At 63.7% G+C, this 16,537-nt stretch carries 17 protein-coding genes; all 17 read right to left on the bottom strand.

Annotated features, from left to right (window positions below):
- Positions 1–7 precede the first annotated feature (7 nt).
- The 17 genes from ACLKMW_RS06865 to ACLKMW_RS06785 all read right to left on the bottom strand — a co-directional run bounded on the left by ACLKMW_RS06865 (position 8) and on the right by ACLKMW_RS06785 (position 16,484).
- Positions 8–715: an ABC transporter ATP-binding protein gene (locus ACLKMW_RS06865; protein ID WP_415723662.1), complete on the bottom strand. Its 708-nt coding sequence runs from the start codon at positions 713–715 to the stop codon at positions 8–10.
- Positions 708–1,439 carry an ABC transporter ATP-binding protein gene (locus ACLKMW_RS06860; RefSeq protein WP_415723661.1) on the bottom strand — a complete coding sequence of 244 codons (732 nt, stop codon included), beginning with the start codon at positions 1,437–1,439 and terminating at the stop codon, positions 708–710. Before ACLKMW_RS06860 ends, ACLKMW_RS06865 begins: the two co-directional genes overlap by 8 nt.
- Complete coding sequence (locus ACLKMW_RS06855) at positions 1,436–2,401, bottom strand: branched-chain amino acid ABC transporter permease (RefSeq protein ID WP_415723660.1); 966 nt, start codon at positions 2,399–2,401, stop codon at positions 1,436–1,438. Before ACLKMW_RS06855 ends, ACLKMW_RS06860 begins: the two co-directional genes overlap by 4 nt.
- On the bottom strand, positions 2,398–3,279 hold the full coding sequence (locus ACLKMW_RS06850) for a branched-chain amino acid ABC transporter permease (RefSeq protein WP_415723659.1): 882 nt from the start codon (positions 3,277–3,279) through the stop codon (positions 2,398–2,400). Before ACLKMW_RS06850 ends, ACLKMW_RS06855 begins: the two co-directional genes overlap by 4 nt.
- Positions 3,280–3,576 (bottom strand): type II toxin-antitoxin system RelE/ParE family toxin, encoded by a 297-nt coding sequence (locus tag ACLKMW_RS06845; protein ID WP_415723658.1) that lies wholly within the window; start codon positions 3,574–3,576, stop codon positions 3,280–3,282.
- Between the two features lie 2 nt (positions 3,577–3,578).
- Entirely contained in the window at positions 3,579–3,845 is a 267-nt protein-coding gene (locus ACLKMW_RS06840) for an antitoxin of toxin-antitoxin stability system (RefSeq protein ID WP_415723657.1), read from the bottom strand.
- Between the two features lie 184 nt (positions 3,846–4,029).
- Positions 4,030–5,334, bottom strand: coding sequence for an ABC transporter substrate-binding protein (locus tag ACLKMW_RS06835; protein ID WP_415723656.1), 1,305 nt, complete (start codon positions 5,332–5,334; stop codon positions 4,030–4,032).
- 146 nt (positions 5,335–5,480) lie between these two features.
- Positions 5,481–6,911 carry a hypothetical protein gene (locus ACLKMW_RS06830; RefSeq protein ID WP_415723655.1) on the bottom strand — a complete coding sequence of 477 codons (1,431 nt, stop codon included), beginning with the start codon at positions 6,909–6,911 and terminating at the stop codon, positions 5,481–5,483.
- A 56-nt stretch (positions 6,912–6,967) separates the two neighbouring features.
- A complete protein-coding gene (gene pncB / locus ACLKMW_RS06825; RefSeq protein WP_415723654.1) occupies positions 6,968–8,272 on the bottom strand; it encodes a nicotinate phosphoribosyltransferase in 1,305 nt (434 codons plus the stop codon).
- A gap of 188 nt (positions 8,273–8,460) precedes the next feature.
- Positions 8,461–9,894: an MATE family efflux transporter gene (locus ACLKMW_RS06820; RefSeq protein ID WP_415723653.1), complete on the bottom strand. Its 1,434-nt coding sequence runs from the start codon at positions 9,892–9,894 to the stop codon at positions 8,461–8,463.
- Positions 9,895–10,067: 173 nt separating this feature from the next.
- Positions 10,068–11,165, bottom strand: coding sequence for a DUF1513 domain-containing protein (locus tag ACLKMW_RS06815; protein ID WP_415723652.1), 1,098 nt, complete (start codon positions 11,163–11,165; stop codon positions 10,068–10,070).
- Between the two features lie 2 nt (positions 11,166–11,167).
- On the bottom strand, positions 11,168–12,244 hold the full coding sequence (locus ACLKMW_RS06810; RefSeq protein WP_415723651.1) for an imelysin family protein: 1,077 nt from the start codon (positions 12,242–12,244) through the stop codon (positions 11,168–11,170).
- The gene (locus ACLKMW_RS06805; protein ID WP_415723650.1) at positions 12,244–13,827 is read right to left on the bottom strand and encodes a di-heme oxidoreductase family protein; all 1,584 of its coding nucleotides are present in this window, start codon (positions 13,825–13,827) and stop codon (positions 12,244–12,246) included. Before ACLKMW_RS06805 ends, ACLKMW_RS06810 begins: the two co-directional genes overlap by 1 nt.
- A 12-nt stretch (positions 13,828–13,839) precedes the next feature.
- Positions 13,840–14,325: a bacterioferritin gene (bfr, locus tag ACLKMW_RS06800; protein ID WP_415723649.1), complete on the bottom strand. Its 486-nt coding sequence runs from the start codon at positions 14,323–14,325 to the stop codon at positions 13,840–13,842.
- Entirely contained in the window at positions 14,291–14,602 is a 312-nt protein-coding gene (locus ACLKMW_RS06795) for a (2Fe-2S)-binding protein (RefSeq protein WP_415723648.1), read from the bottom strand. The genes bfr and ACLKMW_RS06795 overlap by 35 nt, the downstream gene beginning before the upstream one ends.
- A 63-nt stretch (positions 14,603–14,665) precedes the next feature.
- Entirely contained in the window at positions 14,666–15,949 is a 1,284-nt protein-coding gene (locus ACLKMW_RS06790) for an imelysin family protein (RefSeq protein WP_415723869.1), read from the bottom strand.
- Between the two features lie 31 nt (positions 15,950–15,980).
- The gene (locus tag ACLKMW_RS06785; RefSeq protein WP_415723868.1) at positions 15,981–16,484 is read right to left on the bottom strand and encodes a hypothetical protein; all 504 of its coding nucleotides are present in this window, start codon (positions 16,482–16,484) and stop codon (positions 15,981–15,983) included.
- Positions 16,485–16,537 lie beyond the last annotated feature (53 nt).

Raw genomic sequence — 16,537 nt, 5'->3', positions numbered from 1 at the left:
GCCCTGCTCAGCCAACGCCGACATAGCGCTTGATCAGCGAGGGATCTTCGCGCAGACGCTCGACTTCGAGAGTTTCGCGGTTGCGGCCGTTCTCGATGAAAGAGACGCGGTCGGCAAGCGACAGAACCGCATCGACGCGCTGCTCGACCAGTATGGTGGAGACGCCGCTTTCGCGTAGCCTGGCGACCGTTTCGCGGATTCGGGCGATCATCGACGGCATCAACCCTTCGGTCGGCTCGTCGAGCAGCAGCACGTCCGGTTCGAGGCAGAGCGCGCGGGCCATGGCAAGCATCTGCTGCTCGCCGCCGGAAAGCGTGCCGGAGCGCTGACCGAGCCGCTCGCGCAGGATCGGAAACAGTTCCAGAACGTTCTCGCGCGTCGCGCGGCCCTTGTTGCAGGTCATCAGGCCGATCTCGATGTTTTCGGCGACCGTCATTTCGGCAAACAGCCGCCGCCCCTGCGGGACATACGCGATGCCGGCCCTCGGCACCTCGTGAGCCGCAAGCGCGGTCAGTTCCTTGTCGCCGAGCTTAATCGAGCCGGCACGGGCGCGCACAAGACCCATGATCGCCTTCAGCGTCGTCGTCTTGCCGGCGCCGTTGCGGCCGAGCAGGCAGAGAACCTCACCCCGCTTCAGCGCAAGGTCCAGGCCGTGCAGCACCTGGACTTCGCCATAGAAGCAGTCGAGACCGGTGATGGTCAGCGCATCAGCCATGGTTTTCCGTCCCGAGATAGGCGCGCTGGACCGCGTCGTTGGCGGAAATCTCTTTTGGCGTGCCCTCGGCGAGAATGCGGCCGGCATTCATAACCGTGATGCGCCCGGCAAGCCCCATCACCACGTCCATATTGTGCTCGATCAAAAGCACGGTCGCCTCGCTGGCGATTTCGCGCACCAGTTCCATGAAGCTGGCGATCTCTCCGTCGGAAAGCCCCTGCGTCGGCTCGTCAAGAATGAGCAGGCGCGGCTTGAGGGCGAGGCCCATGGCCACTTCAAGCAACCGCTGGTGGCCGTAGGAAAGCGTGCCGGCGGGTGTGTCGGCGCGCTCGGCAAGGCCGGTGCGCTCCAGCGCGCTCATGACCGCCGAGTGGAGGCGGCCGCTGGAACTGCCGTCTTCCAATGTGCGCTGCGCCGGCAGGGCGACATTGTCATAGGCGCTGAGATGGCCGAACACGCTGGTGATCTGGAACGTGTAGGCGATGCCGCGCCGGACGCGCCGGTGCGCCGGCATCTGCGTGATGTCTTCGCCGTCGAAAATAATCGTGCCCGAGGTTGGCGGCACGCGGCCGCACACGAGGCTGACGAAGGTGGTCTTGCCGGCGCCGTTCGGTCCGATAATGGCGCGGATCTCGCCGGACTTCAGCGAAAAATCGACATGCTCGACGGCATGCAGGCCGCCATAGGTCTTTGTCAGCCCGTGTGTCGTGAGCAGCGGCGTCATGGCAGCCACTTGACCCAGCGCTCGCGGATGGTGCCGAGAATGCCTTTCGGGAAGAAAAGCACGAGCAGGATAAGGGCGGCGCCGACGATCAGCAGATAGGCCGACGTATAGCTCGAGGTGATGTCGATGACATAGTACATGAACAGCGTGCCGACGAAGGGGCCGAGCGTTGTCGCTGCGCCGCCGAGCAGCACCCACAGCAGCGGCAGGATCGAATATTGCACGCCGGCAAAGGTCGAGCCGATATAGCCGAACAGCAGCGCATAGGCTGCTCCCGCCGTCGCGCAGATGGTGCCCGACAGGACAACCGCCGCCAGCTTGTTGGCGAAAGTGTCGAAGCCCAGCATCCTGGTGCGTTCCTCGTTTTCGCGGATCGCCACCAGCACGCGGCCGAAGGCGGAGCGCACGGCAATGAGCGTGATGAAAAGCACGATCGAGAACACCGCCAGCGCCAGCATGTAGCGCGTCGTCGGCTCGGTCATGTCGAGATGGACATCGCCCACGACGATGCGGCGTGTTTCACGGCCGAGCACGATGCCGCCGTCGCCGCGGGTCCATTCGGCGAAATAGAAGGTGAGGAGATAGAACACCTGCGCGAACATCATGGTGACGATCATGAAGGCGACGCCGGTGGTGCGCAGCGCAAGCACCCCGATGACGAGCGCAAGCAGCGCGCCGCAGGCGATGCCGGCCGCGAAGCCGGCGGGCATGCTCCAGCCGAGATGGTAGGCGGTGAGGCCGGCGCCGTAGAGTCCCGCCGAGAAGAACATTGCGTGGCCCAGGCTGAGCAGGCCGGCATAGCCGAACAGGATATTGTAGCCCATGGCAAACACGGCAAGCAGCATGACGCGGGCAAGCACGCTGTGATGGTATGCGGGCAGCACGAAATTCAGCGCGAACAGAATGACGACCACCGCCGCATGCAGCGCCAGCACCTTGGCGGAGAGGGCGGATGTCCTCATCTGACGGCGGACCCGAACAGGCCCTGCGGCCGAAACACCAGCACCATTGCAACCGCAAGCGTCGCGATGATCTTGGCGAGCGTTGGCGAGAAGAAGGCCGAGATGACGCCATCGGACACGCCGATCAGCAGGGCGGCGACCACAGTCCCGCGTAGCGAACCAAGCCCGCCGATGATGACGACGATGAAGGACAAAAGCAGCGGATCGAGGCCCATGAGATAATGCGCCTGGGTGATCGGAACGATCAGCACGGCGGCGATGGCCGCCAGCATGGCGCCGAGCGCGAAGACGCCGGCATAGACGCGCCCCACCGGAATGCCGAAAGCCTGGGCGGTTTCGCGGTCATATTGCGTGGCGCGCATGACGAGCCCCATCCGCGTGCGGCTGAGCACGAACCAGGTCGCCAGCAGCAACAAGATCGAAACGGCGATGATCGACAGCTTGTAGCCGGAATAGCCGAACCACGGGAACAGGATGCGATAGCTGAAGGGCGCATCGACGGGGCGCGCCTGCGGCCCGTAGAAGGTGAGGGCAAGCTGCTGGATGATGTAGAGCAGGCCGATCGTGGCGACGATGGTCGCTTCGGGATCGTAGTTCAGCCGGCGCAGCACCAGGCGGTCGGCGGCGAGCGCGACCGCGCCGACGATGAGCGGGCTGACGATCAGCGCCGCCAGGAAGCCGAGCGCCGGATGGCCGCTGACCAGCGAGGCGATCCACCAGGCAAGCACGGCCCCTAGCATGTAGAATTCGCCATGGGCGACGTTGACCACGCGCATGACCCCGAACACCAGCGACAGGCCGAGCGCCATCAACGCCAGCACGGCGCTGGTGACGAGACCTTCGAGCGTGGCAAGCAGGAGATGCGGTGCGAAAGCCATTCAGGCGTTACCGTTTTCTGCGGGCGGTGGCCACTGGCGCGATGTATGCACTACCGCAAGAATACGGATCGTTCCTGCATCAAGATCATAGACGATCCGATAGTTTCTGTGCGGAAGCAATTCGCGTGTACCCGGAAGCAGGCCGGGCCTTCCGGAATTCGGAAAATCTGCCAGTCTGGCGGTGGCATTATACAAAAGCTCATCCATCCGCGCGGCGGCGTAAGGATTCTCAACGGCTATGAACTCAATAATCTTGGCAAGGTTCAGTTTGGCGGCGACGGACCACCTAACCCTCACGGCTAAGCCTCTTTAGCCCGAGCAAGCAGCTTTTTTCGCCTGGCCGCGACTTCCGTTTCGATTTCCTCCTGAGAAAAACTCATGCCGGCTTCGAACTGCTTGCGCGAAATTTCAACCTTGCGTTGCAGGAAGTCGAGATAGCTGCGCTCTTCTTCCTCTCGCGATCTGACAAAATCGCGCATCATTTCGCGGACAATTTGGGAGGCCGGTCGATCTGCAGCCTCGGCTGCAGCCATGAAAGCGTCGCGGAGCTCCGGCTCCAGCTTCATGGTGAAAACGGCTTCCTTGGCCATGGACGCTCTCCCCAGTGTGTAATGAAGTCGTATATACGACTTCATTACCGTGCCGACAAGTGAACCAGAGCTAGAGGGCGTTTCGTTTGACGTCCGCTTACTCTATCCGCTTAATGAAGCACGATCTTTCCGAAACCAGTTCGGCTTTCGGGATCGTGGCCTACAGTGGCTGCGTCGTATAGTCCGCCTCCGGCTCGTACATGCCGTCTTCGATGGAAGTGCGGTGAACCACGTTCAGCCGGCCGCCTTCCAGCTTCGAAATGTTCTGGTGGCCGAAGCACTGGTGGATCTTGCCGTTGAACTTCTTGTCGCCCTGCGGGTGCTCGTTGCCTTCCTTGAACTCGGTCAGCGCCTCGGTCGCCTCGATGAGCTTGGCGCGGTCCTCGGGGCCCTTGTAGCCGCTATCTTCCATCGCCTTCTTGATGACGTAGAGGGTTTCCCAGCAGCCGAACATATGGGCGGCGGTCGAGACGTCCTTGGGGTCGCCGACGGCCGCGCCATTGTCATCGATGCCGACGGCGGCGCGATAGGCCTTCTGCGCTTCCGAATCGTTCGGCTGCGCATAGCGCGGCGAGCCTTCCCAAAAGTGGCTGCCGTCGAGGAATTCGAGCCCCGGACTGTTGATGTCGACGGCTTCGAGCGAATCGATGAAGCCGAAAAGCTGCGGCCGGTTCGAGCCGTAGAACTCGCCGAGCTCCTTGACGAAGGTCAGCACCGCCGGCCCGACCATGACATGATAGATCACCTCGGTTTCAGCAGGAATTTGCGGGAAATAGCGGGTGAACGAGCTTTCCGTCGGCGGAATGGCGATCTGCGCGATCACTTCGGCGCCCTGCGCCTTCAGCGCCGGCGGCAGGTAGTCGCGGTGGTCGTAGCCGAATGCATAGTCGGGAAAGATCATGGTGACCTTCTTGCCGGCATTGGCGGCAATCCACGGCGCGACCGAAGTCACCTGGCTGCGCACGTCGGTGATGCCGGGCTGCAGACAGTAGCGATTGAGCTTGCCGGAGGCGACGTGATAGCCTTCACTGACGACGTAATAAGGTATCTTCAACTCGCCGGCCGTGGGGGCCGAGCCGGTGACCACGTGCGAAAACAGCGTGCCATAGACGATATCGGTCTTGTGCTGGCTGGCGAATTTGGCAACCACCTCGGCACCGCGCTTGGCATCGGTGCCGTCGTCCTCGATGACGATCTCGATCGGGCGGCCATTGATGCCGCCGGCATCGTTGATCTGCTTGACGGCGGCGTTCGTGGTCTTCTCGTACCAGCGCCCATAGGCGGCGCCGATGCCGGTGCGATGCGACTGAAAACCTATTCTGATCGGTGCGGAACTTTGCGCCTGGGAATAGCGCACGAAGCCTGGGGCAGCCGCGAGACCGGCCGATGCGGCGAGGCCCTTCAAGGCGGTACGACGATCGATCCGCAAGCCCCGCCGGGCGGAAAATCTGCTGGTGTCAGTCATGCCTGCTCCCCTCGTTTCTCAGGTGCCGACCGGCTTTTGAACCCGGTCGCCGCGCCCGCTTTTTTGAACGGCCGATAGCATTTCCACAAGCTAAACCATCAAAGCCCGGACATGGCAATAGCGCCTGCCTCGCGCAAATACCGGGTCTAACCAGCGGTCGGCGTCGACAGCAGCCACAGGCCGAACACGGTGTAGAAGATCATCAGAACGGTCAGCGGCAACTGGCTGAGCGTCGCCCGCGAGGCGGTCGGGTGCAGGCGAAACGCCAGCCCATGCGCGACGAGTACCGCCAGCACATGCCCTCCGACGATCGCCGCAGCTTGTGCGTTCCACAGAGCCTGGGCGGAATCGTGGCCGGCGACCACGCCGGCGCTGACGTGATATCCAGCCGTGCCGAGCAGGTCCCAACCGCGCGCGAACGGATCGGAAAGCGCGACCATCGCATATTGGCCATCGACCAGAAACGCTGCCAGATAATGTGAGAAATGATAGGCGAGCGCGATCGGCACGATCGACCAGACCAGCAGGCCGGCCGATTGCGCGAAGGCAGTTCGGCTTTTGGCGAGGCCCTCGCCAAGCGCGATCGCGGCGAGATAGATGCCGGCAAGGGCGGCAAGCATCAGTGCAAGGCCGATGGTGTTGGCGCCGATGACGGCCGAGCGTCCGGGAAACTCCAGCGGGTTGACGCCGTTCAAGCCGAGCCAGAAGAAGGTCTTTGACAGGCCGTCGAACGAGACTGAACTGAGCGTCAGGAGCAGGAAAGCCATGCCGCTTCGCGGCAGCGGCTTGGCGGACCATAGCTTAGCCCCCGGCCAGCACAGTGAAAGCCGACGACGGCCTTTGGCGAGCGTTGCCTCCAGCACCGCGAAGCGCGAGACCATGAAGAAGAAGACCGAGAGGAATTCGCCGCGCCGGCTCCAATCGCCATGGCCGAAGACGACAGACATCGCGAAGCTGACAAGCCAGTAGAGGCCGGCCGCCCAGGCAAGCCGCGCCGGATCGTCGGGTGCGGGGTCGATCAGCTCGAACCATGCGAAGGCGAAGAACAGCAAGAAGGCGGGCCAGTAGCCCAGCCATTCCGGCATGGTTCGACGATGCAATGCCGGAAACAAGGCGGCAAGCATGCGCCACGGTCCGTACCATGGATTGATCCAGGCCCAGAGATTGCCGAACAGGCCGTGGGCGAGGGTCAGCCCGACCCAGAGCAGCGTCCAGACGGTGAGCGGCAGCGGGTTGGACAAGGGATCGCGGCTGCCGAGGAAGCCGGCGGCGACAAGCAATGCGAAGAAAGAGAAGACAAGCAGGCTGGTGACGATGCGACCATCGCCAATGGGCCAAAGCGCCAGCCGCTGTGCCGAGAGCCGCTCGAGCCATTTCGGCGGAAGGACAGCAAGGACGAGGAAACTCGCAGCGACGGCCAGCGCGCCGCCGACTATGTAGTAGCCGGTCGGCAAGAGCAGCACATGCCCGCGTTCCGAGGCGTGCGCGAACGCGGGGCCTACCGACAGAAGCGAGAAAGCGGCAAATAAAGCTGCGACCGGGACGGGTAACTTTGAACTTGATAATTGGAGCGCCAAAGTCTCGCCTGTCTGCTTGACGGTTTGAAAGCTCAGCCGGTGTCCTGGTTCCTAGCTCACACCTTTACCAGATGTTCGACGCGGTCCTTCGCGCCGAAAACGCGCAAATAGCGCTCCAGCTCGCGCTTGTCGCCGGTTGCCTTGGCAGGGTTGTCGGAGAGCTTCACCGCGTTGCGGCCATTGACCTTGGTAACCTTGCAGACCAGCGAAATGGCGGTGAGGCCCTCGGTTTCCTGCGGCGCACAGCCCTCGAAATCGTTGGTGAGGTTGGTTCCCCAGCCGAAGGCCATGCGCACCTTGCCGTGGAAGTGCCGATGGGCCTTCTCGATGGTGTCGACCTCCAGCCCGTCGGAGAAGATGAGCAGCTTCTTTTTCGGGTCCACGCCCTTCTGCCGCCACCATGCCATGATCTTCTCGCCCGCCTCGATCGGCGGAGCGCTGTCGGGGCGAAAGCCGGTCCAGTTCGCCACCCAGTCGGGCGCGTCGCGCAGGAAGGCGGTGGTGCCGAAAGCGTCTGGCAACACGATCAGCAGGTTGCCGCCATAATAGCGCTGCCAGTCCTGCAACACCCGATAGGGCGAGCGCTTGAGTTCCTCCTCGCTGTCGGTCAGCGCGGCCAGCACCATGGGTAGTTCGTGCGCATTGGTGCCGAGGGCCTCGAGGTCGGTGTCCATCGCCAGCAGCACGTTGGAGGTGCCGGTGAAGGCCGAGCCGATGCCTTCCTTCAATGCTTCCACACACCAGCGCTGCCAAAGGAAGCTGTGGCGGCGGCGCGTGCCGAAATCGGAGATGTTGAGGTCGGGAAGCTTGCGCAGCCGCTCGGTCTTGGCCCAGAGCTTGGCCTTGGCGCGCGCATAGAGCACGTCTAGCGCGAACGGGCCGAACGGCCGCATGGCCGAACGCGAGCGCAACTCGTTGATGATGGCGAGCGCGGGGATTTCCCACAGCGTTGTGTACATCCAGGGCCCGTGGAATTCGAGCTGGTACTGGCCGTCGCGGCTGGTCAGTTCGTATTCCGGCAACTGGAAATCCTGCAGCCAGGCGAGGAACTCCGGCTCGAAAATCTGCTTGTGGCCGTAGAAGGTGTTGCCGCCCAGCCAGATCATTTCCTTCTTGGTAAAGCGCAGCGTGCGCGCATGGTCGAGTTGTTCGCGCAACTCCTGTTCGTCGATCTCATGGGCGAGCTTGACCGAGGTGGTACGATTGATGAGCGAGAAGGTGGCGTCGACCTTGGGATACATGCCCCAGATCATCTGCAGCATCAAAAGCTTGTAGAAGTCGGTATCGAGCAGGCTGCGCACGATCGGGTCGAGCTTCCAGGCATGATTGTAGACGCGCCGGGCGATATCGGTTCTAGGCATGCACCGGGTCCCTTTTTATTGCCGCTCTCAAAGCCTGATCCGTGTCCGGAATTTCCAGGCAAGATCACGCGTCAAAACAAGAGCTTAGATAAGCACGAGGCTCCAGCCGAACGCAATCCATTGCTTTCCCGGCGCGGATCGGATGGACAACCCACCGAAAGCTCACATCTAGGTCGTGGACTCACGACCTAGTGCCCCGCAGCGAACGCCGCCGTTTCGGCGCCGGGGTGAAACCGCGTCAGCCCCAGCCGGTCACGCCGCAGCCAGCGCACGAACAACAGCATCGCCACCACCGCCAGGCCGAGTGACAGGCCGATCCAGACGCCGTTGCCGCGCAGGCCGAAATGGAAGGCAAGCAGCGCGCCGAGCGGCAGGCCTATGCCCCAATAGCCGATCGCCGCGAACAGCATCGGCATATTGGTATCGTGCAGTCCGCGCAGCATGCCGGCTCCCACTGCCTGCGCGCCGTCGACGATCTGGAACAGCGCCGCAAAGGCCAGGAACGTCACCGCGATGCCGATGACCTCGGCGTTGGCGGAATCGCCAGCATCGATGAATATGCCGATGAGCGTGTGGGGCGCTGCAATCATCGCCAGCGCCGCCAGCGCCATGAAGCCGACGCCGATCACATAGGCCGTCCAGCCCGCGCGGCTGATACCGTGCGGATCGCCGGCGCCATAGGCGATGCCGACGCGCACGGTGGCTGCCTGGTTGACGCCGAGCGGCACCATGAAGCTGATCGAGCAGATCTGGATGGCGATGGCATAGGCGGCAAGCGAGGCGGCGTCGATCAGCCCCATCATGAAGGCGGCAGCGTTGAACAGGGTCACCTCGAAGGCCATCATGGCGGCGATCGGCAGGCCGAGCCGCATCAGTTCGGCAAGCCTTGGCCAGTCGGAGCGCCAGAAGCGTCCAAACAGGCGGTAGCGGCGGAAGCGGCGGTCAAGCGACACCACCAGCGCCATGCCGAGAAACATCAGCAGGCTGGAAAGGCTGGTGGCGATGCCCGAGCCGACAATGCCGAGTTCCGGGAAGCCCAGCTTGCCGAACACCAGCGCCCAGTTGGCGAGCGCGTTGAAGCCGACTGCCACGAAAGCCACCACCGTCGCCCAGCCGGGACGCTCGAGCGTGGCGATGAAGGAGCGCAGCACGATGTAGCAATAGAACGGCAGCAGGCCCCATTGCAGCGCATGCAGATAGATGCCGGCTTCCGCCGCCAGCGCCGGCTCCTGTCCCATCGCCAGCAGAATGGTCTCGCCGTTCCACAGCAGAACCCAGATCGGAATGGTGATCAGCACGGCGGCCCAGAGACCCTGGCGCACCGTGCGGCGCAAGTCGCGCACCGAATGCCGGTTGCGTCCGACCTCTCGCGCCATCATCGGAACGGTCGCAAGCATCAGCCCGAGACCGAAGATCAGCGGCGCAAAGTAAAGGTTGGCGCCCAGCGCGCTTGCGGCCAGCGTGGTCGCGCTGACATGGCCGAGAATCATGACGTCCGTCGCCGTCATTGCCGTCTGGGCAAGGTTGGTGAGGATCATCGGCCAGCTCAATGCCAGCATTGCGCCGATCTCGCGGCGCCAAAGGCTTCCGGCAGCTTGCGCGCCGGCGTCGGCAACAGACATTTTTCCAACTTTCAAATCGCGCGGCCGACGCTTATGCCGAGACGTCGCGCTCTTCGTGGCAAGCGAAGCACTTGCGGACAAGCGGACGTTTTTGAACCAAATGTCCGTGACAGGCAAGCGCCAGCCGACTGAACGATGAGGCCAGAGACGGAGCGGCCGATGCGGCGCGATGGTCAGCCTATACGCAGCAGGTGGTTGTCCCAGACGAAATCCGGATTGTGGGTGAGGCTGCCTTTCGGATCGGCGATTTCGCCGGTGCCGGTGGTGGCGCGAAAGGCGGCGTGATCGGGCGCAAGGCCGCAGACTTCCCGGAGGTCGTGGCTGGCGACCACGCGGCCGCTTGCGGCATCGAAAACGGCGAAGCAATTGCCCTGCGGCGAGGACACCGCGACAGTGCCCGCATCGCGATTGGCCGCGACCGAGCCGATATAGTTGCGGAAGCCGCCAAGGACATCGTCGGGCATGTCGATCAGTTGCAGGTCCCGGCCGAGTGCGGCGCGGCCGACCAGCAGCGGCGTTTCGGTCGCCGGCCCCTCGTGCTGGCAGCCGAACCACACCGTGCCGGCGGCGTCGATGTCCATGTGGCGGATGGAAAGCCTGTGCAGCGCGGCCGGCAATTCGTGGCTTTCGAGCAGATCGCCCGAGATCCGGTCGACAAAGACCAGCGACGGCTTCATGGTCGAGAGATTGAGCTTGGCCCGGCCGAAATCCGGATGGGTTTCAATCCCGCCATTGGCGATGGCGAGCGTTGTGCCGTCGCCGAGAAGCAGGAGTTCGTGCGGGCCGACGCCATGGGTCGGAAATTCGCCGAGACGCCGGAAATTGTCGCGGGCGTCATAGATGCCGACCATGCCGGCTGCGTTGTCGAAGTCGTTTTCGGTGGCGTAAAGCAGCGCGCCGTCGGGTGAAAATACGCCATGGCCGAAGAAATGCCTGTCGGGCACGCTGGCGATGGTCACAGGCGCGCGCCGCCCGGAATGGTCGAACACCACCGCGAAGGTGCCGGGCTGGCGGGCAAACACCACGGACTGCCGCAATACCGGATCGAAGGCGACGTCATGTCCGCGGTCGGGGAGGGCGACCTGATGCAGTATTTTGCCGGCTTCCGAGAGGATCGCCGCGCCGAAGCTGCCGTCGCGTTTCTGGAAGGCCGTGGCGAACACAGCATCGGTGTCGAGGGTCGACGCGCGGGCCGGCGCGGAGAGGCCGGCAAAGAAGGTCGCGCCGGCTGCCTTGAGAAAATGGCGGCGGTCTATCAGTGGCGAGCGCATCGTCAGTCGCCGTCCAGCGAGGAGAAACCAGCGGTCAGGCCGAGTTCGCCCGATAGCCTGGTGCCGAACAGCTCGCTGAGACTAGACGTGACGACGCCGGCATAGTCGAGCTTGCCGCGCAGCTCCGGGTCGGCGAGTACTTGCGCCACCGGACCATCGGCGCTCGCCAGCGCGTCCAGCGCGTTGTCGAACTCGAACCCGATCGAACCCACGATCCAGCGCGCACCGGTTGGCAGCATCTCGCCAAGCCCTGATGCTTCGAACAGCGACTTCATGCCGGACAGATTGCCCGAGACCGAGGCGACGGTCCGGTTGGAACGCCAGAACAGCGCCTGTCTTGGCTTGTCCTGTTCGGGCGTCTTGCCGAGAAATCCGCCGAGCCGGACGTCGCGGTCGAGTTCAAGGCCGGTGACGAAGACGTCCAGCAATTCGCCGAGCGCCTCGGCATCGTCGCGGTAGAGCGCGTTGGCGGCGGCAGGCTTGGCCCATGTTCCGGCAAAGCCGTCGGAGGCGGCCCAAGCAGCCTCGATCTCGCCGGCGATTGTGTCGAGATTGGCGGAAATCGCCGCGCCATAGGCGCAGCGGTATGCGGCCTCACTGGTGGCGAGGCGGTCGGCATCGGTGCCGAACAGCACGAATTCCAGCGCACCGAGCCCCTGCATGGCAACGCTCTTGCCCGGCAGCTTGTCCGCATCGGCGGCGGTCGCGTCCCTGGCATGGAGCGCCGCCTGCACCTGCTTCAGCCCGGTGCTCTTGCGGTCCGGCCAGAACAGGATGCGCTCCAGCCGGTTCTGTTCGGTGACCGGACCGAAGCGGATGATCTCGGCGCGTGACCAGGCGTCGACGGTGTCGCCAAAGGAGTTGCGCGCGGCCTTGAGGGTTTCGGGGGAAGGCGCAGCACACAGCTCGGCAGCCGCTTCGCTCATTTTCGAGGTCGCGGCATGGAAGTCGCGATAGGCCGGCCGCACGAAGCCGTCGATGGCATTGGTGATGACGGCTGAGGCATCCACATCCGCCGCAATGGAAGGCGCGGCAACGCCGAGCAGCAGGCCGGCGGTCAAGGCCAGGGATTTCAGCATCACAACGACTCCAGGAACGTGATCAGCGCTTCTCGATCAGCCTTGGCCAGTCCGGCAAAGCCGTCGCGCGCCGCTTGCGCCTCGCCGCCGTGCCAGAGGATGGCTTCGGTGAGGTTGCGCGCGCGTCCATCATGCAGGAAGAAGGTATGTCCGTTGACGGTCTCGGTCAGGCCGATCCCCCAGAGCGGCGGCGTGCGCCATTCGGTGCCGGTGGCATCTCCCACCTGCTGGCCATCCGCCAGGCCCTCGCCCATGTCGTGCAGCAGGAAATCGGAATAGGGCCAGATCAACTGGAAGGCGTGCGCCTTGTTCGGCGCGTCGCGGCGCGTGACGAATTTCGGCGTGTGGCAGGAGGCGCAGCCGAGATCGTAGAACGCCTTCTTGCCGGTAAGGACCTCCGGCTTGTCGATATCGCGGCGGGCCGGGACGGCGAGATGCTGCGAATAGAAGGTGACAAGGTCCATGATCGGGTCGGGCAGTTCGGTGTCGCCAAGCCGCTCCTGCACGCCGTTGGGCATGGCAAGACAGTCTTTCTGCGCCTCGGTGCAGCCGCCCCAATGCTGCGGAATGTCGGGGCTGGAAAGGCCGATATCCTTGGCGAAAGCTTCCGCCGCCTGCCGCCTTATGGTGGCGTTCGAGGCCTTCCAGCCGAACCGGCCGAGCGTCAGTTCGTTCGTCTGATGGTCGCGCACGATCGAGGGCTTGCCGGAAATGCCGTCGCCGTCCCGATCGTCGGGGTCGGCATGGGCGAGGATGTTGGCGGAATGGATCTGCTCGACCAGCCCGAGGCCGATCATCTGCGGCGTCACGCGCGGCGACAGCGTGGTACGCGGATCGAGAGGTCCCTGCGCCAGATCGGTTGCCGCATAGCGCGGCTGCCGCAGCGATAGCACCGTGCCGTCCTTCAGCGTGAGAGGAATTTCAATGTAGGAAACGGCCATCTTGCCCTCGGCCGCAAGGCCGGGCACGGCCAGATCCTGGAACTGGCCGCCATAGACCGGATCGGGGAAATTGAGGACGGCGCGCTCGGCGACGGCACGCTTTTCTTCGTCGGTTTCGGCCTGCCGGGCCAGCCGCAGGAACATGGAGGTGGCGTCGGCCGCACCTTCCGGCGGGTGACCGCGACCGTCCTTCAGATGGCAGCTCTGGCAGGCGCGGGCGTTGAACAGCGGCCCGAGCCCGTCGGATGCCTGGGTGGAGGAGGGTGCCGAAACCCAGAGCTTGCGAAACAGCCCGTTGCCGACCTTGAATGTCGCTTCCTCCTCGAAGGTGATGTTAGCGGAGGAATGCGAGTAGGCGTCGCGATTGACGGCGTTGAGCGCCGTGCCGGCGCCGCCCTGCATCAGTTCGAACTGTTCGGGTTTGGAAAAATCGCTGGCTGGACGCGTAATCGCCGTGACGCGGCGCTGGTCCTTCGGCGTGAGATCGCCGCGGATGGAGGCGAGGCCCGCCGGTTCGGCTTCGCCCGCGAGCGAGGAGATTGGCAGCGTCATCGCCAATGTGAGGGCGAGCCAGCCGGAACACACCAGATGGTGCCATGGAGCACGTTGGACGCGGCGCGTCAGGAGGCAGGCGCGCCGCATCAAGGCATGACCCTATTCGGCCTCGTCGGCCGGGGCGGCGTTGAGCTGGCCGTACTTCTCTTCGCCGATCGAATTCAGCAGATCGAGCTGGGTTTCGAGGAAATCGATATGGCCTTCCTCATCCTTGAGAAGGTCCTCGAACAACTGCATGGTCACATAGTCGCCAAGGTCGTGGCAGATCTCACGCGACTGCTTGTAGGAGGTGCGCGCGTCGTACTCGCCGGCAAGATCGGATTCCAGCACTTCCTTGACGTCCTGGCCGATACGCAGAGCCGCGAGCGACTGAAGGTTGGGATGACCTTCGAGAAAGATGATTCGTTCGATGATGCGATCGGCGTGGTGCATTTCCTCGATCGATTCTTCGCGTTCCTTCTTGGCGAGCTTTCTGTATCCCCAATCATCGAGCAGCCTGTAGTGCAGCCAGTACTGGTTGACGGCGCCAAGCTCCAGAAACAGAGCCTCGTTAAGCCGCTCGATGACCTGTTTTTCGCCTTTCATGGCCTCTGCTCCCATATTCTGCCCGCAACTCGCGGACACGGTCCAGGTGTGAAACGACATCCATCCCGCTCCCCTCCGAGCGGGAATGGTAGTTCTCGGTGACCCGAATTATCGTTTCCACCACATTTGGGAAGCAGCCGCAACAGCGTCCGCGCTTCTGAATGGAATGATAGACCTTCGCCGGGACGATGAGTGACCATGGATCGGCGTCCAGCAGGGCGACGATGGCTTCCTCCACCTCCTTTTGCGTTATCAGATTGCACTGGCATACGAGCATGGTTCACACTGTCGGCTGACGGCGCCGGAGCGCCGTTTGGCTATGATATTTCCTGACCTCGATCTACTGGAAGACCTTGTCGGGAGCATCGAGGCTGTCGGAGCCCTCGAATTCGATTGCATTGAGCTTCAGGCTGGCCACCGCGCGCTCGATCGACTTGGTCTGGTCGATCAGCCCGTCTATCGCCTTCTGCACCGCCGCGTTGCCTTCCGCATTGCCTTCGCCGATCTGCTGGTCGTAGGCCTCGCCGCCTTCGGCGCGCTTGGCCACGGCCTCCATCGCCGCGACAGTAGCATTGAGCTTGCCCGAAAGCTCGGCATCGACCGCCGGATCGGCCGCCTGGACCAGTGCCGAAAGCGACGGACCTTCGACCACGGTGCCGTCGACGCGCTTGTAGCTGCCCTTATAGGCGTCGCGGATGCCGATGGCGTCATAGAGATGCGAGATATGGGTGTTGTCGGAGAAGCAGTCATGCTCCTCTTCCGGGTCGTGCAGCAGCAGGCCGAGCTTCATGCGTTCACCGGCAAGTTCGCCATAGGAGAGCGAGCCCATGCCGGTCAGGATAGTTGAAAGCCCGGCATTGGCGTCGCCTTCGGTCAGCGCCTTGCGGGCGGCGCCATCGGCGCTCCAGTTGGCGACCATCTCCTCCAGGTCGCTGACCAGCAGCTTGGAAGCGGCGGCCAGATATTCGGCGCGCCGGTCGCAATTGCCGCCGGTGCAATTGGCGGTGTCGAAATCGGTATGGGGGCGGTTGCCCGCGCCCGGCCCGGTGCCGTTCAAATCCTGGCCCCAGAGCAGGAATTCGATGGCATGATAGCCGGTGGCGACATTGGCTTCGATGTCGCCGGCTTCCTGAAGTGTCTTCGACAGCAACTCCGGCGTGATCGCCGAAACGTCGACCTTGCTGCCGTTGATCTCGATCTCCTTGTTGGCGATCACATTGGCGGTATAGAGGTTGTTTTCGTCGGATTCGGTGCCGTAGCCGGCATCGACATAGTCGATCAGCCCCTCATCGAGCGGCCAGGCGTTCACCCGTCCCTCCCACTCGTCGACGATCGCGTTGCCGAACCGGTAGACTTCCGTCTGCTGGTAGGGAATGCGGGCGGCCTTCCAGGCGCTGCGGGCGGCTTCCAGCGTTTCCGCCGAAGGGGAGGCGATCAGCGCGGCGGTCGCCTCATTGAGCAACTGGGCGGTCGCCAGCGAGTCCTCGTATTTGGCAAGCGCGATGTCGGCATAGGTGGCGATCACGGCCTTGGGGTCGGTTTCGGCCTTGACGGGAAGGACGAAGATCGCCGCCGTCAGCGCGGCGGTTGCCGCAATCGTCGCCAGGCGCCCGCCCCGCGGCATCCTCACCAGTGTCGTCTTCATCGCGTTCTCCTCAGTGAATGGTGGTGCGCGTCGCGCGCGACAGCACGTCCTCGATCGCACTTCGCGGGATGGGCAACAGGTCATGTTCGAGCTCGGAGAGCGTGCGGGCAAAGCCGCAGGCGGCTTCGCCGATCGCGCCGCGACGCGCCTGACATGCAACTGCGTCAAGACAAAGGCGCGCCGTCTCGGTGTCGCCATGCTGAAAGGAAGCGATCAGGCCGAGCGCCATGCATTCGTCGCGGCAGATATGATGCGCGCCGAACGGAAAGCTGCGCAGCGGGCAGGCCGCGCATTGCCGCAAGGTGCGCACAAAATGCGACAGTTCGGTAAGCGCGCGCCGGCCCTCGGCTGCGCCGAGAATTTCGGTGTAAAGCGTGAAAGTGAGTTCCCACGGCGCCACCGAGCCGGTCTCGAAGCCGGCAAGCCAGCGCCGGTAGCCTTCAAGCACCAGCTTTTCGGGCGCGCGTTCGAAGTAGCAGCCGGCCTCGCCGAAGTCGGAAATCATTGCCGACATCAGCAGGTCGCCCCGCAGCCAAGCGTCGATGGAAGGACGGCCGTCAGGCGCGG

Source organism: Borborobacter xinjiangensis (genome assembly GCF_047739745.1).
Lineage (GTDB): Bacteria > Pseudomonadota > Alphaproteobacteria > Rhizobiales > Rhizobiaceae > Pseudaminobacter.
Note: the sequence above shows the minus strand (reverse complement) of the source record. Positions and strands in the feature narration are given on the sequence as shown.

Bases quoted from the DNA above. Each gene is read 5' to 3' on its own strand.
- ACLKMW_RS06820 (WP_415723653.1), bottom strand. From the start codon at position 9,894: ATGTCTGTTGCCGACGCCGGCGCGCAAGCTGCCGGAAGCCTTTGGCGC.
- ACLKMW_RS06865 (WP_415723662.1), bottom strand. From the start codon at position 715: ATGGCTGATGCGCTGACCATCACCGGTCTCGACTGCTTCTATGGCGAA.
- ACLKMW_RS06840 (WP_415723657.1), bottom strand. From the start codon at position 3,845: ATGAAGCTGGAGCCGGAGCTCCGCGACGCTTTCATGGCTGCAGCCGAG.
- ACLKMW_RS06815 (WP_415723652.1), bottom strand. From the start codon at position 11,165: ATGCGCTCGCCACTGATAGACCGCCGCCATTTTCTCAAGGCAGCCGGC.
- ACLKMW_RS06850 (WP_415723659.1), bottom strand. From the start codon at position 3,279: ATGGCTTTCGCACCGCATCTCCTGCTTGCCACGCTCGAAGGTCTCGTC.
- ACLKMW_RS06795 (WP_415723648.1), bottom strand. From the start codon at position 14,602: ATGCTCGTATGCCAGTGCAATCTGATAACGCAAAAGGAGGTGGAGGAA.
- ACLKMW_RS06835 (WP_415723656.1), bottom strand. From the start codon at position 5,334: ATGACTGACACCAGCAGATTTTCCGCCCGGCGGGGCTTGCGGATCGAT.
- pncB (WP_415723654.1), bottom strand. From the start codon at position 8,272: ATGCCTAGAACCGATATCGCCCGGCGCGTCTACAATCATGCCTGGAAG.
- ACLKMW_RS06855 (WP_415723660.1), bottom strand. From the start codon at position 2,401: ATGAGGACATCCGCCCTCTCCGCCAAGGTGCTGGCGCTGCATGCGGCG.
- bfr (WP_415723649.1), bottom strand. From the start codon at position 14,325: ATGAAAGGCGAAAAACAGGTCATCGAGCGGCTTAACGAGGCTCTGTTT.
- ACLKMW_RS06785 (WP_415723868.1), bottom strand. From the start codon at position 16,484: ATGTCGGCAATGATTTCCGACTTCGGCGAGGCCGGCTGCTACTTCGAA.
- ACLKMW_RS06860 (WP_415723661.1), bottom strand. From the start codon at position 1,439: ATGACGCCGCTGCTCACGACACACGGGCTGACAAAGACCTATGGCGGC.
- ACLKMW_RS06805 (WP_415723650.1), bottom strand. From the start codon at position 13,827: ATGCGGCGCGCCTGCCTCCTGACGCGCCGCGTCCAACGTGCTCCATGG.
- ACLKMW_RS06810 (WP_415723651.1), bottom strand. From the start codon at position 12,244: ATGCTGAAATCCCTGGCCTTGACCGCCGGCCTGCTGCTCGGCGTTGCC.
- ACLKMW_RS06790 (WP_415723869.1), bottom strand. From the start codon at position 15,949: ATGCCGCGGGGCGGGCGCCTGGCGACGATTGCGGCAACCGCCGCGCTG.